Below are 20613 nucleotides of genomic sequence, written 5' to 3' on the forward strand. Positions count from 1 at the left end.
TTTTATGAAAATCGCACTAGCTTCAGATAAAGCAGGATTTGAATTAAAGAACTACATCAAGAACTATCTTGAAAATGAAGGCAAAGGTTACGAAATCGTTGACCTAACAGAAAATGAACCAGCTGCAGATTTCGTTGATTCATCAGTTGAACTTTCACACGCCGTACTAGATGGCAAGACAGATCGTGGAATTATGTTTGATGAATATGGTACAGGTTCAGCTATGGCAAGTAACAAGATTCATGGCATGGTTACAGCTAACGTTACTGAAGAAAATACAGCTCACATGACAACAGAACACAATGGTGCTAAAGCTATTGCTATCGGTGCTGGAATCGTTGGTAAGAAACGTGCTGAATCAATCGTTGATGAATACTTAGGTGTCAACTACGCTGGTGGACGTCACCAAATCCGTTTGGACATGCTAGAAAAATTATATTAATAGGAGGGAATTAATTTATGATTATTGCATTAGGAAACGACCATATTGTTACAGATACTAAAATTAAAATTTCAGAAATGTTAAAGGCTATGGGCCACAAGGTTATTGATGTTGGTACATACGACCACACAAGAACTCACTACCCTATTTACGGACTACGTGTTGCTAACCTTGTTCGTGATGGCAAAGCTGATTATGGTGTTGTACTTTGTGGTACAGGTGTTGGTATCTCAACTGCTGCTGACAAGAACCAAGGAATCCGTGCTGCTTTAGTTGCTGATACAACAGCTGCTAAATATGCTAAGGAACACTTGAATGCTAATGTTATCAGTTTCGGTGGTGCCGTTGTTGGTGAACACTTGGCTGAAGAAATCGTTAAGACATTCCTTGCTGCTGACTACTTAGGTGAAGATGACGACCTAGTTAAGAAAATCGATGCTGTTGAATCAAAAGACAATCCAGAACAACACGACAACCCTCACTTCTATGATCACGAAATGAAGCTATGGGACGAAGGATTCTACCACGACTAAGATTAGAGAGTGGAAAGCAACGCTTAGATTTTGAGCATTTGCCTAGCTATAAGAATTGGCTGCGGAACTTGTACTTGCAGACGATTTTTATAGCGTAGCAAAGCGCAGAAATCTGTTGCTTGTAACTCGTTTTAGATTTAAATAAAACATGAGCTACCATTGTGTAACTCATCAACCGGGCTATATGAAATAAAAGTTAGCCTTGCGTCATGCACTGAACTGAAATGGTACAGTGCTTAACGCAGGGCTAACTTGAGAGGTTTGTTTCGTAGAACCCATTTTTAATGGCCGAAACCAGACTAATTAAAAGTAAACAAAGGAGTCCGCACAATGAGTAATTCGGTTTTAACAATCACTATGAACCCTTCAGTTGATATCTCTTACCCACTAGAACATCTTAATATTGATACCGTTAATCGTGTAAAAGATGTTTCCAAGACAGCTGGTGGCAAAGGATTGAACGTTACTAGGGTTTTGAGACAATTAGGCGTTTCCGTAACAGCATCAGGTATCATCGGTGGGACGATTGGTCAGTTCATTACTAATCAATTGGATGAGAATGACATCGATCATGCTTTTATGAAAATTAGTCAAGAATCTCGTAATTGTATCGCTATCTTACACGACAATGGCGATCAAACAGAAATTCTTGAAGCCGGTCCTATCCTTTCAAAAGACGATGAAAATGCTTTTCTAGAACATTTCAACGATCAAGTTGGTAGTTTTGGATTGGTAACAATTTCTGGTAGCTTACCACAAGGACTTTCAACAAGTCTTTATTCTAAAATGGTGCAAGTTGCTGCCAAACACGATGTTCCTGTCATTTTGGACAGTTCAAATGAAGCATTGCGTTTAGCTCTAGAAAGCGACGATAAACCATTCATGATCAAACCTAATCAAGATGAAATTGCTCAATTAATTGGCAAAGAAGTCACTGATTTGAACGACTTGAAGGACAAACTAGCAACCGAAGAAATTTTCCAAGGAATTCCTTGGGTTGTAGTATCACTCGGATCACAGGGCGCATTCGTTAAATACCAAAATAACTTCTTCAAAGTAAATATTCCAAAAATACACGCCGTTAACCCTGTTGGTTCCGGTGACTCTACTGTAGCCGGTTTGGCCGCAGGTTTAATCAAGAATGAAACACCAGAAGATATCATGAAAAGAGCTATGACAGTCGGAATCCTAAATACTTTACAGGAAAAGACTGGAAATATTGACATTAGCCAATATAAAGATTATTTTGAAAAGGTAGACATAGTTAAGTACTAATGTTTAATTTATTATTCGGAGGAATGAATGTATATGACAACACCAAGTAAGTACGCAGCACTAGAAAAAATGTCTGACAAGAACGGAGTTATTGCAGCTCTTGCTATTGACCAACGTGGTTCATTAAAGAAAATGTTAGCCGCAGCCGCAAATAAGCCCGCTAACGAAGAAGATATCGTTGAATTCAAGAAAGCTATTTCAAGTGAATTAACACCTTATGCTTCTGCTATCCTATTGGACCCAGAATATGGTCTTCCAGCTTCAAAAGTTAGAGCTGATGGCTCAGGTCTATTAGTTTCATACGAAAAGACAGGTTATGACGCAACAGAACCTGGTAGATTACCAGATTTGATTTCTGTATGGTCAGTACGTCGTTTGAAGGAAGCTGGAGCTGACTCAATCAAGTTCTTGCTATACATCGACCCAGACGAAGATAAATCAATCCTCGATCAAAAGGAAGCCTTTGTAGAAAGAGTTGGTGACGAATGTGTTGCCGAAGATATTCCTTTGTTCGTTGAATTAGTTACATATGACGACTCAATCGGTGATGTTAAGAGTGCCGAATATGCTAAGGTAAAGCCTCACAAGGTTATCGAAGCTATGAAAGAATTCTCAAAGCCTAAGTATCACATTGACGTTTTGAAGGTTGAAGTTCCTATTAACCTTGACTACGTTGAAGGATTTAACGGCGACAACCCTGTTGTTTACACAAAGGATGAAGCTATCAAGTACTTCAAGGAACAAAGTGATGCTACTAAATTGCCATACATCTTCTTGAGTGCTGGTGTTTCTGCACAAGCCTTCAGAGATGAACTACACCTAGCTAAAGATGCTGATGCTAAGTTCAATGGTGTTCTATGTGGCCGTGCTACATGGAAAGGCGCTATCGAACCATTCGCTAAAGACGGTGAAGAAGCTGGTAAGAAGTGGATGAACGATCAAGGTAAGAAGAACATCGAAGAACTAAACAAGGTTCTTGCTGAAACTGCAACTTCATGGAAAGACAAAGTTTCAAAAGACTAATATTTAGTTATTAGAACTAATTGATTCGAATAAACTGGGTTTTCTTAGGCGAAAGTCTGAGATTATCCAGTTTTTCGTTTATTTTGCAATTTTATACATTTATTTATATTGGGGGAAAAATAATGGTACCAGCTAATTTTGAACTAGCCAGAAACGCTATTACATCAATTGTTTTAGTCCTTTTAATAGTTGTTTATATTATTTATATGATTTCTAAAGTCTCACACCGTGATGAAGAAAAAATTTGGACTGTTGATACGATTGCTCTAACTCTTATTGCCATTTATTGTATTTACTTAACTTTGACAAACTTTTTCAAACTACCGGAAAATCTGAGTTATATTAATGGCATCGTCACCTTCGTCTTTATGTTGGCCGCAATCGCCTTTATCATTAGTTCGATTGTTAAAAAAATCAAACTTAAATTCAGTAAAAACAAGTAACCGCGAGGTTGCTTTTTTTTGCCATTTTGTCTATGTTGCGATTTTTATTTAATGCTACGGTAATCTTTAAAAGAGTTGATGATGATGAAAATTTCTGAAGTAAGTAAAACAGTAGGATTATCTGTTGCTACCATTCGTTATTACTCGGATTTGGGGATGATTCCCTCTGAAAAACGTGATTTAACCGGCGAAAGAGTCTTCGATGATGAGGCAATTGTGTGGCTACAAGGCATTAAATTTCAAAGAGAGTTAGGCATGTCTTTGACGGAAATTAAAGAATACATGAAGCTATGCCAAGCCAGCGGTCCTGCAGCCGTTAAGAAACGTTATAAAATGCTACTAACACAACGTGGCAAAGCTAAACAGGACTTATTGGATTCAGTAGAACGAATGGATCAAATCGACCTCAAAATTAAGCGTGAAGAAGAAATTATAAAGGGGCAAAAATCTGACAGCTTACGTGCTGCTCGGCGTTTTTCTCCATAAAAAAATCGCAACCATTTTGATTGCGATTTTTTATTATCCAATTTGACTAGTTCCGTCGCTGTAATTCAAAGTAACGCCCTCTTGGACATTGAAAATATAAACATTGAAATGAACAGAATTATCACCAACAGATTGAGCTTCCATTTGAACTCCTCTTGGTAGTAATTCATTGCCACGAAAGACTGGTGTAACACGATATCTGATGTAATGCGAACTACTTTGTTTCAAATAATAAGCAATATCCATTTCATGAGCTAGCATTTCTGGACTATTCAAAGAACGAGTCCCTGTCATCAAATTCTTAGGATTATTGTTTTGACCAGTTAGTTGGTAACCAATTAAATGACTACGATTGTATAACCAGCCGCCACTGATACGTTTGTTGTGCCACCCGGTTGGATTCCAATGGAGCGGTTCGCGTTTGGCAGAAGGCATCAAAGATACATTCAATAAAGCATTAGCTGCCGTAACTCGATTTAAATTATCCAAATCACCATACTTTTGCCATGCCCCATTAGCAGTATTCAAATCAGCCTGTGAAAAATTAGGATTATTGTTGTTAACGATGATTTCTTGCGTGCTATTGTAATCAAGATTAGCCAAGTCTGTATTGTCAGCTTGTTGGGTCTTCTGATTAGAATGTTCATCGATAAATTGTTGATCAGATGAAATCTGCTTTTGAAGCTTAGTGATCGACTTCTTTAATTTCTTATTCTTGGAAACTAATTTTTTAGTACGTTTTTGATAAGTTTGACTGCTGATGACCTCTGATTTGCCCTCTACTTCAGTCTGTTGACCGGCATAGGCAACACTTGGAATCATCAATAAAACCATCAGTATTTTAACTAATTTCTTCATCATCTCAAGGCCCTCCGATATCCCGCGTTAATGGCGTCTTGCTCGGTGTTAAAGTAAACCGCATTTTTGGAGTTCATTCGATAACCACTTTGACCTGGAACATGATAAATGTGTGAATTAACATTGCCGACGATTTCCCCCGAATCAGAAGTATTCATATCCGTGTTTGATTGTGATTGGTTTTGTTGAGTTGACGGCTGAGATGCATTGCTATTTGCTGTTTGAGCTTGTTGTTCCTGTTGCTTTTTTTGCTCCTCTTGTTGCTTCTGTTGTTGCTTTTGAGCTGCAGCTTGTTGTTCTTGAGCCTTCTTCTCATCACTTTGAATCTGTTCTTTTTGTGATGCCAAAGTGTCAGCCTGTTGTTGAAGTTTTTTCTTCTTCGCTAACAAGGCAACATTTTCTTTCTTAGCAATGCTGTATTTCGACTTATCAGCCTTAGTGGCTTTTTGAACCGATTCAGTTTTGGTCGTATCAGAAGAATTTGATGTTGATTCATCTTCCGAACAGCCAGAAACCACTAATAAACACAGCAAAATACTCAATAAAGCAATGAATTTCTTACTTGCTGTTTTGGATTGAGCCATCCCCTTGTCCCCCTTTTGTTAAATATTCTTAGTTCATGTTACGGGAATTTTTTCATAGGCTCAAGGGGAATTGTATTCGATTACGTAAAATTGTTTAAAACTAGGATTTAGACTACTTTATTCCTCAAATATACTGTATTCTGTAAGTGTTGAATTCGGTTACATTATCATTAAATGAAATTGGGGGATATTATGACTAAAAAAGAACAACCTTATAATATTGGTTTAGATATCGGAACAGGCTCCGTTGGATGGGCCGTTACCAATGATAACTATGATTTACTTAACATCAAAAAAAAGAATCTCTGGGGAGTTAGACTATTTGAAGGCGCTCAAACGGCTAAGGAAACCAGACTAAATCGTTCAACAAGACGACGTTATAGAAGACGCAAAAATCGTATCAATTGGTTGAATGAAATCTTTAGTGAAGAATTAGCCAAAACTGACCCTTCTTTTTTAATTCGACTACAAAATTCTTGGGTTTCTAAAAAAGATCCTGATAGAAAAAGAGATAAATATAATTTATTTATTGACGGTCCTTACACGGATAAAGAATACTATCGAGAATTTCCAACAATTTTCCATTTAAGAAAAGAATTAATCATAAATAAAGATAAGGCAGATATCCGCTTAGTCTACTTAGCACTCCATAATATTCTTAAGTATCGTGGTAATTTTACTTACGAACATCAAAAATTTAGCATCTCTAATCTAAATAACAATTTATCAAAAGAACTAATTGAACTTAATCAGCAATTAATAAAATACGATATTTCTTTTCCAGACGATTGCGATTGGAGCCACATCAGCGACATCCTAATTGGCCGTGGCAACGCTACTCAAAAATCAAGTAATATTTTAAAAGACTTTACATTGGATAAAGAAACTAAAAAATTGCTTAAAGAAGTCATTAATCTAATCTTAGGAAACGTAGCACATCTAAATACTATCTTTAAAACATCATTAACTAAGGATGAAGAAAAGCTCAATTTTTCTGGTAAAGATATAGAATCAAAATTAGATGATTTAGACTCCATACTAGATGATGATCAGTTCACAGTTCTAGATACAGCTAACAGAATATATAGCACTATCACTTTGAACGAGATTCTTAATGGCGAATCTTACTTTAGTATGGCTAAAGTGAATCAATACGAAAATCACGCTATTGATTTATGCAAACTACGCGATATGTGGCATACTACCAAGAATAAAAAGGCTGTTGAACTATCAAGACAAGCCTATGATGATTATATAAATAAACCAAAATATGGAACTAAAGAAGTATATACTAGTTTAAAAAAATTTTTGAAAGTTGCTCTCCCAACTAACTTGGCCAAAGAAGCTGAAGAAAAGATATCCAAAGGAACATATCTAGTAAAACCACGTAATAGTGAAAATGGCGTCGTTCCTTATCAATTGAATAAAATTGAAATGGAAAAGATCATTGATAATCAAAGCCAATACTATCCATTTCTAAAAGAAAATAAGGAAAAACTACTGTCAATACTAAGCTTTCGTATACCTTACTATGTAGGACCTTTACAATCATCCGAAAAAAATTCTTTTGCTTGGATGGAACGTAAGTCTAATGGTCATGCCCGTCCTTGGAACTTTGATGAAATAGTAGATAGAGAAAAATCTTCAAATAAATTTATTCGCCGTATGACTGTAACAGATTCATATTTAGTAGGCGAACCTGTCTTACCTAAAAATAGTTTGATATATCAACGATATGAAGTCCTTAATGAATTAAACAATGTCCGTATAACGGAAAACCTCAAAACAAATCCTATCGGATCTAGATTAACTGTAGAAACCAAACAACGTATTTACAACGAACTATTTAAAAAGTATAAAAAAGTTACCGTAAAAAAATTAACGAAATGGTTAATTGCTCAAGGATATTACAAGAACCCAATTTTGATTGGTTTGTCACAAAAAGATGAATTTAATTCCACCTTAACTACCTATTTAGATATGAAAAAAATATTTGGCTCGCCTTTTATGGAAGATAACAAAAATTATGATCAAATTGAAGAACTCATTGAATGGTTAACAATTTTCGAAGATAAACAAATATTAAATGAAAAATTACATTCTTCTAAGTACTCTTACACACCTGACCAGATCAAAAAAATATCTAACATGCGTTATAAAGGATGGGGACGTTTATCTAAGAAAATCCTTATGGACATCACAACTGAAACTAACACTCCACAATCATTACAATTGTCAAATTACTCTATATTAGATTTAATGTGGACAACAAACAATAATTTCATTAGCATCATGTCCAATGATAAATATGACTTTAAGAATTATATAGAAAATCACAATCTAAATAAAAGTGAAGATCAAAATATATCTGATTTAGTTAATGATATTCACGTCTCCCCTGCTCTTAAGCGCGGAATCACGCAATCTATTAAGATAGTCCAAGAAATAGTTAAGTTTATGGGACATGCGCCTAAACATATTTTTATTGAAGTTACTCGCGAAACAAAAAAATCCGAAATTACTACTTCACGAGAAAAAAGAATTAAGAAATTACAAAGTAAACTTCTCAATAAAGCTAACGATTTCAAACCACAATTGCGCGAATATTTAGTTCCAAACAAAAAAATTCAAGAAGAACTTAAAAAACATAAAAATGATTTGTCTAGTGAACGGATCATGCTTTATTTTCTACAAAATGGAAAATCACTGTACTCAGAAGAAAGTCTAAATATAAACAAACTATCTGATTACCAAGTTGACCATATTTTACCTAGAACTTATATCCCTGATGATTCTTTGGAAAACAAAGCTTTAGTATTGGCTAAAGAAAATCAACGTAAAGCAGATGATTTATTATTAAATTCCAATGTAATAGATAGAAACTTAGAACGTTGGACCTATATGTTAAACAACAACATGATGGGGCTAAAGAAATTTAAAAATTTAACCAGACGTGTAATTACAGATAAAGATAAATTAGGTTTTATTCATCGTCAATTAGTTCAGACTTCTCAAATGGTAAAAGGTGTAGCCAATATTTTAGATAATATGTATAAGGATCTAGGAACTACCTGTATTCAAGCTAGGGCTAATCTCTCGACCGCCTTCAGAAAGGCTCTAAGTGGTCAAGACGGTACATATCATTTTAAACACCCTGAATTAGTCAAAAACCGTAATGTCAACGACTTTCATCATGCCCAAGATGCTTATTTGGCTAGTTTCTTAGGTACATATCGTTTACGTAGATTCCCCACCAATGAAATGTTACTAATGAATGGCGAATATAACAAATTCTACGGTCAAGTAAAAGAACTATATTCTAAAAAGAAAAAGTTACCTGATAGTAGAAAGAATGGCTTTATTATTTCTCCATTAGTAAATGGAACAACTCAATATGATAGAAATACTGGCGAAATTATTTGGAATGTCGGATTCCGAGATAAGATTTTAAAAATATTCAATTATCACCAATGTAACGTTACCAGAAAGACTGAAATTAAAACTGGTCAATTTTATGATCAAACAATCTATTCTCCTAAAAATCCCAAGTATAAGAAACTCATTGCTCAAAAGAAAGATATGGATCCAAATATATACGGCGGCTTTAGTGGAGACAACAAATCTTCCATCACAATTGTCAAAATTGATAATAATAAAATTAAACCTGTTGCTATTCCAATTCGATTAATTAACGATTTGAAAGATAAACAAGCACTTCAAAATTGGCTAGAAGAAAACGTCAAACATAAGAAATCTATTCAAATTGTTAAAAATAATGTTCCCATAGGACAAATAATCTACAGTAAAAAAGTTGGTCCTTTGGCCTTAATTTCGGATACAGAAATTGTTAATAGGCAACAGTTAATTTTGTTTCCTGAACATTCAGCTTTATTACAATTACTTCAAATATCTGATGAAGATCCAGACCAAATTTTAGCATTTTACGACAAAAATATTCTTATTGAAATACTCCAAGAATTAATTACAAAAATGAAAAAATTCTATCCTTTCTATAAAGGCGAGCGAGAATTCCTAACGTCCAATATTGAGAACTTCAATCAGGCTACTACATCTGAAAAAGTAAATTTGTTAGAAGAATTAATCATCCTTTTGCATGCTAATTCCACTCCAGCACATTTAAATTTTGATGGTATTGAAAAAAAAGCTTTTGGAAGAAAAAAACATGGTTTAACACTTAATGACACAGATTTAATATATCTGTCAGTAACTGGGTTATATGAAACTAGATTTCATATTGAATAACAAAAAAGAGCAAAAAAAAAAAAAACGCCCCCACGTGGGAGCAGCTTCACAGCTATTTAACATTCATGTTTATTTTAATCTAAGTAAGTCTTTCCATTTACTTACGAACAACTACAGTTTATCGTACTTCTATTTTTATATCAATATTTTTAGGAGGAGAATTATGGGTTGGCGAACTATTTATATTACACAGAAGGCTAAATTATCTTACAAAGCTAATCATCTGCTTATTCAAACTAATATGGACATAAAGCAAATCCCTTTTCACCAGATTAATTGTATTATCATAGCTACTACCCAATCAGTTATTACAGGATATTTGATTTCAAAGCTAGTGTCCGAAAATATCAAAGTCGTTTTTTGCGCCGAGGATCATAATCCTTGTGCTGAATTAAACGGATACTATAACAATATCCAACGCAATCAAAATATTGAAAATCAAGTTTCTTGGTCTTTACCTACGAAACAAGATTTATGGACACAAGTCGTCAAAAACAAATTGCAAAATCAGCGTTCCGTACTCGTAAGGGCTGATTTATCACCATCCTTTTTAGATAATGAATATAGATTCATTCAAGAAAATGACTCTTCAAATCGTGAAGCAGTGATAGCTAGAAAATACTTTTTGGCACTGTTCAATGAGGATTTTTCACGTGGTAAAGATACTAAAATAAACGCTATGCTTAATTATGGATATACAATTTTATTGTCTGCTACTAATCAAGAGATTACTGCTCAAGGATACCTGACACAACTGGGAATTCACCATCACAGTTTAAAAAATTGTTTCAATTTATCCAGTGATTTAATGGAACCTTTCCGTCCCTTTGTTGATGATAAGGTCTTTCAAAAATCAGACTATAATTTTGATGAATACATAAAATTAGAACTAGTTGATATTTTAAATCAAGAAATCTCTTATGGTTCTAAAAATTTTATCTTAAAAAACGCTTTATCGCAATATATTCGCGATTGCATCTCTTATTTAGATCCAAACCAAGAAGCAGAAATCAAAAAAGTAGGTTTTAAAGATGAGGAGTAGAGTGATGCGCTTAATAATAATGTTTGATTTACCCACGTTAACCGCTGCAGATAGAAGAAATTATCGTCAATTTAGAAAACGACTTTTAAATGACGGTTTCACGATGATGCAAGAATCAATTTACACGTGTATTTTAATTGATCGTCAATCTGCTAATTTATTGAATAAAAAGATTTCTATGTACGCCCCACAAAAGGGATTGGTTCAATCCTTAATCGTTACTGAAAAACAATTTGCATCAATTTCATTTTTAACTGGTAAAAAAGATGCTTCAGAAGAAAACACTTTTGAGAGGTTGACGGTAATATGACTAATACAATTACAGTATTTCCTTATAAGCCTTTTGAAATAAATGATGGCATAACGCTACTTAATTTTCAAAATATTGATGAATATTCCAATTTGATTTTTAGAATTAACAAATTAGAAAATGGCGAAACTTTTTCTGACGATACCAACCGAATCATTCATTTTTATACGGATGACGATGATCCTATTGAAGAACATCTGAAAGATATTTGTTTTATTGGTGATCTCGGTTCATTTAATCTCAACGCAAGCAATCAAATGAAGATAATCCTAAAAAAGATAATCGAAGATTCTCAAATAATGCTTAATGAAATTGAAAAAGTTAATACCGATTTAAATAGCGTTGTTTTTGACTCCATTACTAGATATTCGTTGCCGTTAACCCTTGATATGTACGCCAATTACGAAAAACTTTTAAAGTCAAAAGGCATCAAGATTGATTCTAGTAACTGGGCCAATTACTGTGATAAACTTATGGATGTAATCAGTTTTTATTCTGATTTCACTAATAAAAAATTGCTTATTTTTAATAACATCTGTCGTTTGTTAAACGTCAATCAGTTAAATGAGATACATACTTATCTAAAATCCGTTGATTTAAAGCTAGTTTCTTTAGAATCTTATCCTATGATTTTTAAGGAGGAAAAACTAAATGCTAAAGTCTATTCAATCGATAATGATCACGTTAGGTTTGATTATTAGAAGTTGATTAGAAAACAACGGTTTTAGAAGTAAGTCTTTCCATTTACTTAAGAACCTTATAACCTTCAAATCCCTTTTCAGATGGAGTTTTAGAAGTAAGTCTTTCCATTTACTTAAGAACCTTATCTTAGTAAATGACAGCGAAACAGCAAGTTTTAGAAGTAAGTCTTTCCATTTACTTAAGAACCAATATTGTAGCTGTTCGAATGAAACATCGAGTTTTAGAAGTAAGTCTTTCCATTTACTTAAGAACCAAGTCGTTAGTGAGCTGTAATAACTCTGTAGTTTTAGAAGTAAGTCTTTCCATTTACTTAAGAACCCGGCTCTATTTCTTTGGGGCTAGTGATAAAGTTTTAGAAGTAAGTCTTTCCTTTTACTTAAGAACCTTCTGAAATACCACCAGAAACAGTCACATAGTTTTAGAAGTAAGTCTTTCCTTTTGCTTAAGAGCCAATTTTATAGTTTAGAAATAGCGATAGAGAGTTTTATGAAATATATCTTTCTATTTATTTGGGAACTTGCTATACTTGTCCTCGTTAAGAGATTCAGATCAATAAATCATTTTTGGTATACTTACAAGTACGTCATCTCAATTACTTGTTTTAGAAGTAAATCATCTCAAATAAAAAGCTCTAGTACAGAATCCCAAACGATTCCAATACTAGAGCTTTTCATTTTTTATCCTAAACTCTTTAAAACATAATCACCCAAGGTCCGGACACGTTTCAAATCATCTTCATCTGGATCTTGGTCAATCTTCACGGAATCAGCAACTTGTTCGCCATTACTGGAATTCAGTTGCATTGTGAAGTAATCTACCGCACGACCAAAGTGAATGTGTCCTTTGGAACTTGATCCTAACACCGCAAATTTAGTTCTTTCTAAGTCAATATCTTCCAAATCTTCATAAAAATCTTGGGCTTCTTCTGGCACTTCACCATCATTGTAAGTATAAGTATCGACAATCACAGCATCGTAACTAGAAATTTCATACGCATCAGTATCAATCATTTGTTCTAAGGTCACGTCCGCATTATTTTTTTCTAAATAATCAGTCAAATATTTAGCTATTTTTTCATTACGACCAGTCATACTAGTATAAGTTATTAAAATGTTCATCATTTACCTACCATCTAACGCTAATACGTTCTTTTTGATGTTTGGCATTAACGATTTCATCAACCATAGCTAAAGCAAAATCGGCGTAACTGATTTCACTCTTACCATTTTTATCAAAGGTCAATTCTTCGCCAGCCAAAACATATTCGTCGGTCTTTGGTCCTTTGGCATCGAAACTAGCAGCTGGGCTAATGAAGGTCCAGTTAATATCACTTTTACGCAAAACATCTAGTGACTTACCCATTTCTTCACTTAAAGGTTTGACACTTTCTGGAAAATCGGCTTCTTGATAAAGTTGCTTAGTATGACCTTTATCAACGTATAACGAACCGGCTCCACCAACGACTAATAGTCTAGTGTTTGTACCTTCCAAAACTTCAATTAAATGCTTAGTTGCGGGTACATACTGATCCACATTAGGACCAAAGAACCCTAAGGCATCCACCAATACATCAAAGTCTTTGATATCATCTTTTTTCAAGCTATAAACATCACGGACCAAAAATTTATCCGTTTTAGCCTTCTTTTCATCACGTACGATTGAGGTTACGTCTATTCCACGATTCAAAGCTTCCTCAACGATCAAAGAACCTTCTTTACCATTAGCTCCAATAACTGCTATTTTCATAATCATTACCTCCAAATTCTTTCGACAAGTTTACTTTACACAACTCTAAGCAAAATCACTAAAGATAAGTCTCTTTTATAGTAAACTTGTTGTGCTAGGAGGCGGAAATTAATGGCATATCAAATTTATTTAGTAAGACACGGTAGAACTTGGTACAACGAATATGAAAAAATGCAAGGCTGGTCTGACACACCTTTGACGACTGATGGGGTCGCAGTTGCTCAAAAAGCTGCTGAATCACTCAAAAATGTCGACTTTGCGGCAGCTTTAACATCTGATATGAAACGTGCAGTCGATACTACTCGCATTATTACTAGAAGAAATAAAAATCATTTGGTACCACAGGAATTATCTGAATTCAGAGAACAATTCTATGGTTATTTTGAGGGGCGTAGCATTGATGAATCTTGGTTTGCCATTGGTAAACCTCATCACGCTAAAGGATTTGCAGATATCGTTAACAAATATGGCTTCGATGCCACAATGGACTTCGTTAAAGAAGCTGACCCACTTCACGACGCCGAAAATTCACAAGAATATTGGAGTCGAATTGAACGTGGCTTCAAGAAAGTTGACCAAATTGCCAAAGACGGCGACAAAATCCTTTTAGTCACTCACAGTATTACTATTTTAGGTTTTGCTATTCGCTATAAGACTAAAGATATCGTCCTAAATGATATCCCCGCTAACGCCAGTTTAACTTTACTAGAACGTGATCCAGCCACAGATACTAACAAAATTACTAAGTACAACCAGTCTCTAATCAAATAATGTAGTAAGATTAAGTTACACATTACCAGGAGGATACTTTTTAATGGCAAAATACCAAATTTACTTAGTTCGTCACGGACGTACTTGGTTTAATCGTTACAACAAAATGCAAGGTTGGTCAGATACTCCCCTTGCTCCCGAGGGAATTGAAGTAGCTAAACAAGCTGCTCACGCACTAAAAGATGTCGATTTTGCGGCCGCATTCTCATCCGATGCTAGACGTGCTATCGATACTTGTAAGTTAATCGTTGACGAAAATGTCAATCATGATAAAATTACTCCACAAAAAATGATGGAATTTCGTGAAGAGTTCTATGGATATTACGAAGGCATGAATTCACCCGAGGCTTGGTTCATGGTCGGACAACCTCACGGTGCTAGTTCTTTTGCAGAAATCATTGCTAAATATGGCATGGACGCTACCAAAGACTTTATGAAAGAGGCTGATCCCTTCCACGAAGCTGAAAATGCCGAAGAATATTGGGCTCGAGTTGACAAAGGCTTTGAAAAATTAGACCAAATCGCTAAGGACGGCGACAAAATCCTTTTAGTTTCCCATGGAACAACGATTCGTTCAATTACCGACCGTTATAACGATGGTTCCTTTGATGTAACGGTTAGTCCTAGAAACTCTAGTTTGACAATGTTAACTCGTGATAACGGTAAAAATCACGTCACTAGTTACAATCAAATGCTCAAGTAAAAAAATATTTGACAAAACAATTTTATTAATATATTCTCAGGTCATCAATTACTAGGAGGTCCCAAACATGATTTTAATCAATGCTCAAAACTTATGTTGCTGCGGTTCGCATTCTATGCGTGCCGTCTGTTTGAGTATTTAAAATCACAACGGACTACTAATAAAACGCGTAGGGTGCAGATCATTTATTGATTTGCACCCTTTTTTTACGCCCAAAAACAAAGGAGAATTCATGATGAAATTCAATACAAAATTAATTCACGGTGGCATTAGCGAAGATCAAGAAACTGGTGCTGTCTCAATTCCAATCTATCGCTCATCCACCTTCCACCAACACAAGCTTGGCGCTCAACCTAAGTGGGAATATGCTCGTACTGGCAATCCTACCCGTAATGCTCTAGAAGCATTGATTGCTGACATCGAAAATGGAAAAGCTGGCTTTGCTTTTAGTTCTGGTTCAGCTGCTATCCATGCAGTCTTCTCACTTTTTTCTAGTGGTGACCACATTATCATCGGTAATGACGTTTACGGCGGTACTTTTAGACTAGTCAACAAGGTTCTCAAACGTTTCGGCTTAGAATTTACTGTCGTTGATACTAGAGATCTTGTAGCTATCGAAGATGCTATTCAAGACAATACCAAGGCAATCTACTTTGAGACACCTACTAACCCACTTTTAAAAATCACCGATATCGAAGCTGTAGCCAAAATTGCTAAAAAACATAACTTAAAAACTATCGTTGACAATACTTTTGCCACACCATACAATCAAAATCCTTTAACTCTCGGTGTCGATATCGTCGTTCACAGTGCTACTAAATACCTTGGCGGCCACAGCGATGTTGTTGCTGGTTTAGCCGTTACGAACGATGCTGAAATTGCTGAAGAATTAGCTTTCTTGCAAAATTCTATCGGTAGTGTTTTGGGACCTGATGACAGTTGGCTTTTGATGCGTGGAATCAAGACTCTCAGTGTTAGGATGCGCGTTCACCATGAAAATGCTAATGCAGTTTATGACTATTTGACTAATAACGACAAAGTGGTCAAAGTTTATTACCCTGGCAATCCAAATTCGACTGGCTATGATATTGCTAAGAAACAAATGAATGGTTTTGGCGCAATGATTTCTTTTGAATTGCAACCTGGCTTAGATGCTAAAAAATTTGTCGAGAGCTTAAAATTGATCGACCTAGCTGAGAGTCTCGGTGGTATCGAAAGTTTAATTGAAGTTCCTGCCGTTATGACCCACGCTGCCATCCCTCGAGAAATTCGTCTTCAAAATGGTATTACTGACGAATTGATCCGTTTATCAGTTGGTTTGGAAGATGAAACTGATCTATTGGACGACTTGAAACAAGCATTTTCTCAAATATAAAAAAACTGCTCATCCCTTTTACAGGACGAACAGTTTTAATGACTCAATGGGCCAACCAGTAACATGATAGCAAAACAGAGCAATCCGATTGCCGTCACATAATTGTTCCAGAGCATCATTCCTCCAAAAGATACCGGTTGACCAGCACCATGCTTCATAATCGTCTTTTTGTAATTACGAGCATTTCTAAACTGATACAAAGATAATAGGATAAATATAACTGAGAAAACATGTTGTGCAGTAAAAATACTAGACATTTTGGTCACCTCACCATATTCATTTATTAATTTTATTATATCGCTAAAACATTACTTAAAAGAAAAAAACATCCTCAATGAGGGTGTTTTTCTTCTTTATTGATGATTATTCTTTATCATCTTTCTTATCGTCATCTTTTTTATTCAAGTTTTCCATAACGAAGTCCAAAGCTTTCTTAGAATCACGTGTTAAGGCAATATATTGTTGACCCTTTGTAGCAACTAATTGAATACCTAAACGATCAGTATCAGCTTTTAGATCATCGTAATAAGTTCTAACTTGTGGAGCTAAGACAACTAAATCATAATTTGGAAGAATATCGTGGTGAGAACCATAAGCTCCGGCACTGGCTACGATAGGTTCATCGTATTTCTCAGCACCTTCTGTTAAGGCATTTGCTAGTTGTTCACTAGTACCACCACCGGCACAGAGAACCAAAACTTTAACTTGTTTATCGAGTTTCTTAGCTTCTGGTGAATCTATTGTATCTGTTTCTTCTGTTGTTGCTGTTTCTGGAGTAGCTGAATCTGTAGCTGCTGTTGCAACTGCACCTGTTGTTCCTGCAGTAGCACCGGCAAGTTCAACACCATCTGTAGCATCGTCTTCTGCGTCAACAGCTGCTTCTTTAGCAACTAGTGATGCATCATAGGCCTTACAGAATGGAAGATAGATCAATGTATCTAGAGCTAGTAATAGAACCATTAATACTAATGAAATTGGTTGGAAGTTAGTATCCAAGAACGCACCGATAGGCCCAGGCAATGCCCACGATAGAACATACATGAACCCTCTCATATTGAAGACATCAATAAATAGTTTACCAACGACAACGTTAACAACTGGTGATAGAACAAATGGAATGAAGAAGTAAGGGTTCAAAATGATTGGGGCACCGAACAATAGAGGTTCGTTGACGGCAAACATTACAGGAATAAATGAAGCCTTACCAATAGCTTTCAGTTGCTTTGATTTCATTAAAAACATGAAGATAAATGGAACAACGAATGTAGCACCAGTACCACCAAGTTCACCAATGAAGTTACCAAAGTTTTCTGTTAGTGAGTGGAATGGGAAATGACCGGCTTTAAACAAAGCCAAGTTAGCAGTTGTATTACCATACAAAGCAGCAGTAATAGCAGGCTTTACAACTGAAGGTCCGTGGATACCCATGAACCAGAACAAAGGAATAAGGAACCAAATAATTGCCATACCGAAGTAACTTTCAGCACCTTTGAACAATGGAGCAATCAAAGTAGCAATCATAGCACTGAATGGAACATGCAACCATGCACGGATAGCAACATCAATAATACCCATAGCAATGATTGAGAATGAAAATGGGAAGACATCACGGAAGTTTTGGGAAATAGCGCCAGGAACTTCTTTAGGCATCTTGATAGTAATATCTTTCTCAACACAGAACTTGTAAATATGTACTGTTAAGAAAGCTGAAACGAAGGCTGATAGGATACCTTTTGTACCAAAGTAGTCGCCTAAGTATGCACCACTCTTAGTAGTACCGATAGCCAAAAGCATGAAACCACACATTGCGGCCATCATAGTAGATGTACTATTAATAAATCTACTACCTTTAATACGTTGGTTCATAGAACCTGTGAAGGCTTTAGCTGTTGTCCCCGCAACGTAGAACCCTACAAATCCCATAGTATAGTTATAAATTTTGTTGAACCAATTGTTTAGATCAGTTGGTAGGTTAACTCCAAACAATGGTGGAACAGATGTTAAAAGAATGAAAATACTTGAGAACAAGATAATTGGCATAGCTGCCAAGAATCCATCCTTGATAGCCATCAGATAAACGTTCTTTGAAATTTTATCAAAGAATTTCTGGTGCTTTTCCAATCTATCAATAATAAACTGCATAATTACACCCCTTTTATAATTTCATAAAAAAATGACCGCAATTGGGCAAGGTACGACAAAGTACCAAGCACCAACTGCGGTCATGCCTAATCTAATAGTAACAATCCACAACTAGAAGCTATTTCATTGTGTCAGCAAGTGCCTTGTACCACAAAGCACTCTTCTTGATATAACGTTTTTGTGTTGCAAAATCTACAAAGAACAAACCATAACGCTTGTTATATCCATTAGCCCATGAGAATTGATCTTGAAGCGACCAAATAAAGTAACCGTTTACATTGACCCCTTCACTACGAGCCTTCAAAATTGCTGCCATGTGTTGATCGACGAAATCAATACGTTTGTCATCATTGATAATCGTGTCATCAGTCACATTTTCTGGCAATTCCTCTTTTAGTCCCAAACCATTTTCAGTAATGAAGATTTCTTTACTGTTTGGATATTCAGAACTTACTCGCTTCAAAATATCATACAAGCCTTCTGGATAGATGTTCCAATCCCAATCAGTTGTTGGGATATTAGGATTTTTAACTGCTTGACCAACTCCTTTGAATTTGAATGATGAAGTACCCTTCTCGCCAGTACCATTGAAATGATTAGTACTTTCACCGTCATATGCGGCGAAGAATGATGGTTGATAATAGTTCAAACCAAAGTAATCATTTCGTGTTGAGGCTTTCTTCAAGATATCCATATCACCATCTTGAATGTCTAATTTGGCATCATTAGCGTCAAGAATCTCATTGATAAGTTTCATTGTCTTATCAGTGTATTCGCCTTTAAATGTACCATCGAGTAAGAAGGCATTCATGAAGGCGTCGCTAAGGTCAGCTGCGTGTTGATTTTCCGGCGTATTTGGATATGGATAAACTGGTTGAAGTACGTGAATCAAACCAATCTTGCCCTTGTAGCCGCCATCTTTGAACAAGTTGACTACTTTGGCATGTGCTAGTAGTTCGTTGTGTTCGGCTTGAATAGCACTAGTTACATCGAACTTGTGGCTTGGTGGGAAGTTCCCTTGAATATATTGTGAATATGCTAGAGAAATCAATTCATTGATCGTGAACCAATGAGTAATTTCTGGGAATTCGTCGAAACAGAATTTCGCATAATCAACAAAATGATCAATATTCTTGCGGTTCAACCAGTCGCCATCATCAAATAATGTCTTTGGAGAATCAAAGTGATGTAGTGATACATATGGTTCAATACCGTTATCTAAGCATTCCTTAAACAATCTGTGGTAGTAATCAACTCCGGCTTGAACTGGTTCACCATAGCCTTTAGGGAAGATTCTTGTCCAAGCAATTGAAACACGGATAGCATTCAAACCGTATTTCTTAGATAGGCGGATATCTTCAGGATATAAATGATAAAAGTCACTGGCTGGATCTGGGGCAAAACGACCTTGAGCTTTCAAATAATCATCCCACATCGTTTTACCTTTGCCATCGACCTTTGTAGCACCTTCTACTTGATATGCGGCAGTAGCGCCACCCCAAACAAAATCTTTGGGCAATTTTTTCACACGATTTAATTCAATACTCAAACCCTTACCTCCTCTATTTCATATTCAAATTACGTTCAATCTTGTCGATACGCTTATACTCATCAATGAAGAATTTGACTTCGTCCATCAACATCATCGTTGTCATCAAAGTATCTTGTCCATGAACCATGATGAAGGTAACGTCCATATCTTCACCACCAGCTTCTTTACTCAAAAGCTTAGTTTGTTCATTATGGGCATCAACGATTGATTGATTAGCTTCATCAACACAAGCTTCAGCTTTGTCAAATTCACCTTTCTGAGCATGTTGCAATGCCTCAATCAAACTAGTTTTGGCATCACCCGCGTAAGCAACGATGGAAAAACCAGTCATTGATATTTCTTCTTTAGTAGCCATAAGAGAAA

Annotated in this window: 21 protein-coding genes and 1 CRISPR repeat array; of the genes, 13 read left to right on the forward strand and 8 right to left on the reverse strand. The window is 35.6% G+C overall.

Going from position 1 to position 20613, the window contains the following annotated elements; translation table 11 throughout:
* Positions 1–4: 4 nt before the first annotated feature.
* From lacA to FFM65_RS09605, 6 genes are all read left to right on the forward strand, one after another.
* Positions 5–442: a galactose-6-phosphate isomerase subunit LacA gene (lacA, locus tag FFM65_RS09580; protein ID WP_119318599.1), complete on the forward strand. Its 438-nt coding sequence runs from the start codon at positions 5–7 to the stop codon at positions 440–442.
* Between the two features lie 17 nt (positions 443–459).
* Positions 460–975 carry a galactose-6-phosphate isomerase subunit LacB gene (gene lacB, locus FFM65_RS09585; protein WP_119318598.1) on the forward strand — a complete coding sequence of 172 codons (516 nt, stop codon included), beginning with the start codon at positions 460–462 and terminating at the stop codon, positions 973–975.
* Between the two features lie 330 nt (positions 976–1305).
* Positions 1306–2250 (forward strand): hexose kinase, encoded by a 945-nt coding sequence (locus tag FFM65_RS09590; protein WP_119318597.1) that lies wholly within the window; start codon positions 1306–1308, stop codon positions 2248–2250.
* A gap of 27 nt (positions 2251–2277) precedes the next feature.
* On the forward strand, positions 2278–3273 hold the full coding sequence (gene lacD, locus FFM65_RS09595; protein ID WP_057812290.1) for a tagatose-bisphosphate aldolase: 996 nt from the start codon (positions 2278–2280) through the stop codon (positions 3271–3273).
* Positions 3274–3395: 122 nt separating this feature from the next.
* On the forward strand, positions 3396–3716 hold the full coding sequence (locus FFM65_RS09600; protein WP_119318596.1) for a hypothetical protein: 321 nt from the start codon (positions 3396–3398) through the stop codon (positions 3714–3716).
* A gap of 78 nt (positions 3717–3794) precedes the next feature.
* Positions 3795–4202, forward strand: coding sequence for a MerR family transcriptional regulator (locus FFM65_RS09605; protein WP_119318595.1), 408 nt, complete (start codon positions 3795–3797; stop codon positions 4200–4202).
* A 33-nt stretch (positions 4203–4235) separates the two neighbouring features.
* Here the strand turns inward: FFM65_RS09605 and FFM65_RS09610 are convergent, their stop codons facing one another.
* Positions 4236–5060, reverse strand: coding sequence for a DNA/RNA non-specific endonuclease (locus FFM65_RS09610; protein WP_119318620.1), 825 nt, complete (start codon positions 5058–5060; stop codon positions 4236–4238).
* Positions 5060–5644, reverse strand: a complete 585-nt coding sequence (locus tag FFM65_RS09615) for a sunset domain-containing protein (RefSeq protein ID WP_119318594.1) — start codon at positions 5642–5644, stop codon at positions 5060–5062. Before FFM65_RS09615 ends, FFM65_RS09610 begins: the two co-directional genes overlap by 1 nt.
* Positions 5645–5836: 192 nt before the next feature.
* On the opposite strand from FFM65_RS09615, the gene cas9 reads away from it, so the two are divergent.
* The 4 genes from cas9 (at position 5837) to csn2 (ending at position 11960) form a co-directional block, all read left to right on the forward strand.
* A complete protein-coding gene (cas9, locus tag FFM65_RS09620) occupies positions 5837–9907 on the forward strand; it encodes a type II CRISPR RNA-guided endonuclease Cas9 (RefSeq protein ID WP_162897977.1) in 4071 nt (1356 codons plus the stop codon).
* 163 nt (positions 9908–10070) lie between these two features.
* Positions 10071–10949, forward strand: a complete 879-nt coding sequence (gene cas1, locus FFM65_RS09625) for a type II CRISPR-associated endonuclease Cas1 (RefSeq protein ID WP_119318592.1) — start codon at positions 10071–10073, stop codon at positions 10947–10949.
* Between the two features lie 4 nt (positions 10950–10953).
* Complete coding sequence (gene cas2, locus FFM65_RS09630) at positions 10954–11259, forward strand: CRISPR-associated endonuclease Cas2 (protein WP_119318591.1); 306 nt, start codon at positions 10954–10956, stop codon at positions 11257–11259.
* Positions 11256–11960 (forward strand): type II-A CRISPR-associated protein Csn2, encoded by a 705-nt coding sequence (gene csn2, locus FFM65_RS09635; protein WP_119318590.1) that lies wholly within the window; start codon positions 11256–11258, stop codon positions 11958–11960. The genes cas2 and csn2 overlap by 4 nt, the downstream gene beginning before the upstream one ends.
* A gap of 19 nt (positions 11961–11979) precedes the next feature.
* Positions 11980–12412: direct repeats of the CRISPR family, unit length 37 nt; unit sequence AGTTTTAGAAGTAAGTCTTTCCATTTACTTAAGAACC.
* 226 nt (positions 12413–12638) lie between these two features.
* On the opposite strand, the gene FFM65_RS09640 is transcribed toward csn2, so the two are convergent.
* A complete protein-coding gene (locus tag FFM65_RS09640; RefSeq protein ID WP_119318589.1) occupies positions 12639–13082 on the reverse strand; it encodes a flavodoxin domain-containing protein in 444 nt (147 codons plus the stop codon).
* 4 nt (positions 13083–13086) lie between these two features.
* Positions 13087–13707: an NAD(P)-dependent oxidoreductase gene (locus FFM65_RS09645; protein ID WP_119318588.1), complete on the reverse strand. Its 621-nt coding sequence runs from the start codon at positions 13705–13707 to the stop codon at positions 13087–13089.
* A 111-nt stretch (positions 13708–13818) separates the two neighbouring features.
* On the opposite strand from FFM65_RS09645, the gene FFM65_RS09650 reads away from it, so the two are divergent.
* The 3 genes from FFM65_RS09650 (at position 13819) to FFM65_RS09660 (ending at position 16556) form a co-directional block, all read left to right on the forward strand.
* The gene (locus FFM65_RS09650; RefSeq protein ID WP_119318587.1) at positions 13819–14478 is read left to right on the forward strand and encodes a histidine phosphatase family protein; all 660 of its coding nucleotides are present in this window, start codon (positions 13819–13821) and stop codon (positions 14476–14478) included.
* 43 nt (positions 14479–14521) lie between these two features.
* Entirely contained in the window at positions 14522–15181 is a 660-nt protein-coding gene (locus tag FFM65_RS09655; RefSeq protein WP_119318586.1) for a histidine phosphatase family protein, read from the forward strand.
* Positions 15182–15416: 235 nt separating this feature from the next.
* Positions 15417–16556, forward strand: coding sequence for a trans-sulfuration enzyme family protein (locus tag FFM65_RS09660; RefSeq protein ID WP_119318585.1), 1140 nt, complete (start codon positions 15417–15419; stop codon positions 16554–16556).
* Positions 16557–16591: 35 nt separating this feature from the next.
* Here FFM65_RS09660 and FFM65_RS09665 read toward each other — a convergent pair whose 3' ends face one another.
* From FFM65_RS09665 to FFM65_RS09680, 4 genes are all read right to left on the reverse strand, one after another.
* On the reverse strand, positions 16592–16813 hold the full coding sequence (locus FFM65_RS09665; RefSeq protein WP_119318584.1) for a hypothetical protein: 222 nt from the start codon (positions 16811–16813) through the stop codon (positions 16592–16594).
* 106 nt (positions 16814–16919) lie between these two features.
* Positions 16920–18698, reverse strand: a complete 1779-nt coding sequence (locus FFM65_RS09670) for a PTS lactose transporter subunit IIBC (protein ID WP_119318583.1) — start codon at positions 18696–18698, stop codon at positions 16920–16922.
* 118 nt (positions 18699–18816) lie between these two features.
* Positions 18817–20247 (reverse strand): 6-phospho-beta-galactosidase, encoded by a 1431-nt coding sequence (lacG, locus tag FFM65_RS09675; protein WP_119318582.1) that lies wholly within the window; start codon positions 20245–20247, stop codon positions 18817–18819.
* 13 nt (positions 20248–20260) lie between these two features.
* Positions 20261–20605, reverse strand: a complete 345-nt coding sequence (locus FFM65_RS09680) for a PTS lactose/cellobiose transporter subunit IIA (protein ID WP_010018965.1) — start codon at positions 20603–20605, stop codon at positions 20261–20263.
* Positions 20606–20613 lie beyond the last annotated feature (8 nt).

This window comes from Companilactobacillus formosensis, assembly GCF_005405305.1.
GTDB lineage: Bacteria > Bacillota > Bacilli > Lactobacillales > Lactobacillaceae > Companilactobacillus > Companilactobacillus formosensis.

Coding starts and splice junctions, on each gene's coding strand:
- FFM65_RS09655 (WP_119318586.1), top strand. CDS start 14,522: ATGGCAAAATACCAAATTTACTTAGTTCGTCACGGACGTACTTGGTTT.
- FFM65_RS09650 (WP_119318587.1), top strand. CDS start 13,819: ATGGCATATCAAATTTATTTAGTAAGACACGGTAGAACTTGGTACAAC.
- FFM65_RS09600 (WP_119318596.1), top strand. CDS start 3,396: ATGGTACCAGCTAATTTTGAACTAGCCAGAAACGCTATTACATCAATT.
- cas9 (WP_162897977.1), top strand. CDS start 5,837: ATGACTAAAAAAGAACAACCTTATAATATTGGTTTAGATATCGGAACA.
- FFM65_RS09665 (WP_119318584.1), bottom strand. CDS start 16,813: ATGTCTAGTATTTTTACTGCACAACATGTTTTCTCAGTTATATTTATC.
- FFM65_RS09660 (WP_119318585.1), top strand. CDS start 15,417: ATGAAATTCAATACAAAATTAATTCACGGTGGCATTAGCGAAGATCAA.
- FFM65_RS09615 (WP_119318594.1), bottom strand. CDS start 5,644: ATGGCTCAATCCAAAACAGCAAGTAAGAAATTCATTGCTTTATTGAGT.
- csn2 (WP_119318590.1), top strand. CDS start 11,256: ATGACTAATACAATTACAGTATTTCCTTATAAGCCTTTTGAAATAAAT.
- FFM65_RS09645 (WP_119318588.1), bottom strand. CDS start 13,707: ATGAAAATAGCAGTTATTGGAGCTAATGGTAAAGAAGGTTCTTTGATC.
- FFM65_RS09640 (WP_119318589.1), bottom strand. CDS start 13,082: ATGATGAACATTTTAATAACTTATACTAGTATGACTGGTCGTAATGAA.
- FFM65_RS09605 (WP_119318595.1), top strand. CDS start 3,795: ATGATGATGAAAATTTCTGAAGTAAGTAAAACAGTAGGATTATCTGTT.
- lacD (WP_057812290.1), top strand. CDS start 2,278: ATGTATATGACAACACCAAGTAAGTACGCAGCACTAGAAAAAATGTCT.
- lacA (WP_119318599.1), top strand. CDS start 5: ATGAAAATCGCACTAGCTTCAGATAAAGCAGGATTTGAATTAAAGAAC.
- FFM65_RS09680 (WP_010018965.1), bottom strand. CDS start 20,605: ATGGCTACTAAAGAAGAAATATCAATGACTGGTTTTTCCATCGTTGCT.
- FFM65_RS09590 (WP_119318597.1), top strand. CDS start 1,306: ATGAGTAATTCGGTTTTAACAATCACTATGAACCCTTCAGTTGATATC.
- FFM65_RS09610 (WP_119318620.1), bottom strand. CDS start 5,060: ATGAAGAAATTAGTTAAAATACTGATGGTTTTATTGATGATTCCAAGT.
- cas1 (WP_119318592.1), top strand. CDS start 10,071: ATGGGTTGGCGAACTATTTATATTACACAGAAGGCTAAATTATCTTAC.
- lacB (WP_119318598.1), top strand. CDS start 460: ATGATTATTGCATTAGGAAACGACCATATTGTTACAGATACTAAAATT.
- FFM65_RS09670 (WP_119318583.1), bottom strand. CDS start 18,698: ATGCAGTTTATTATTGATAGATTGGAAAAGCACCAGAAATTCTTTGAT.
- cas2 (WP_119318591.1), top strand. CDS start 10,954: ATGCGCTTAATAATAATGTTTGATTTACCCACGTTAACCGCTGCAGAT.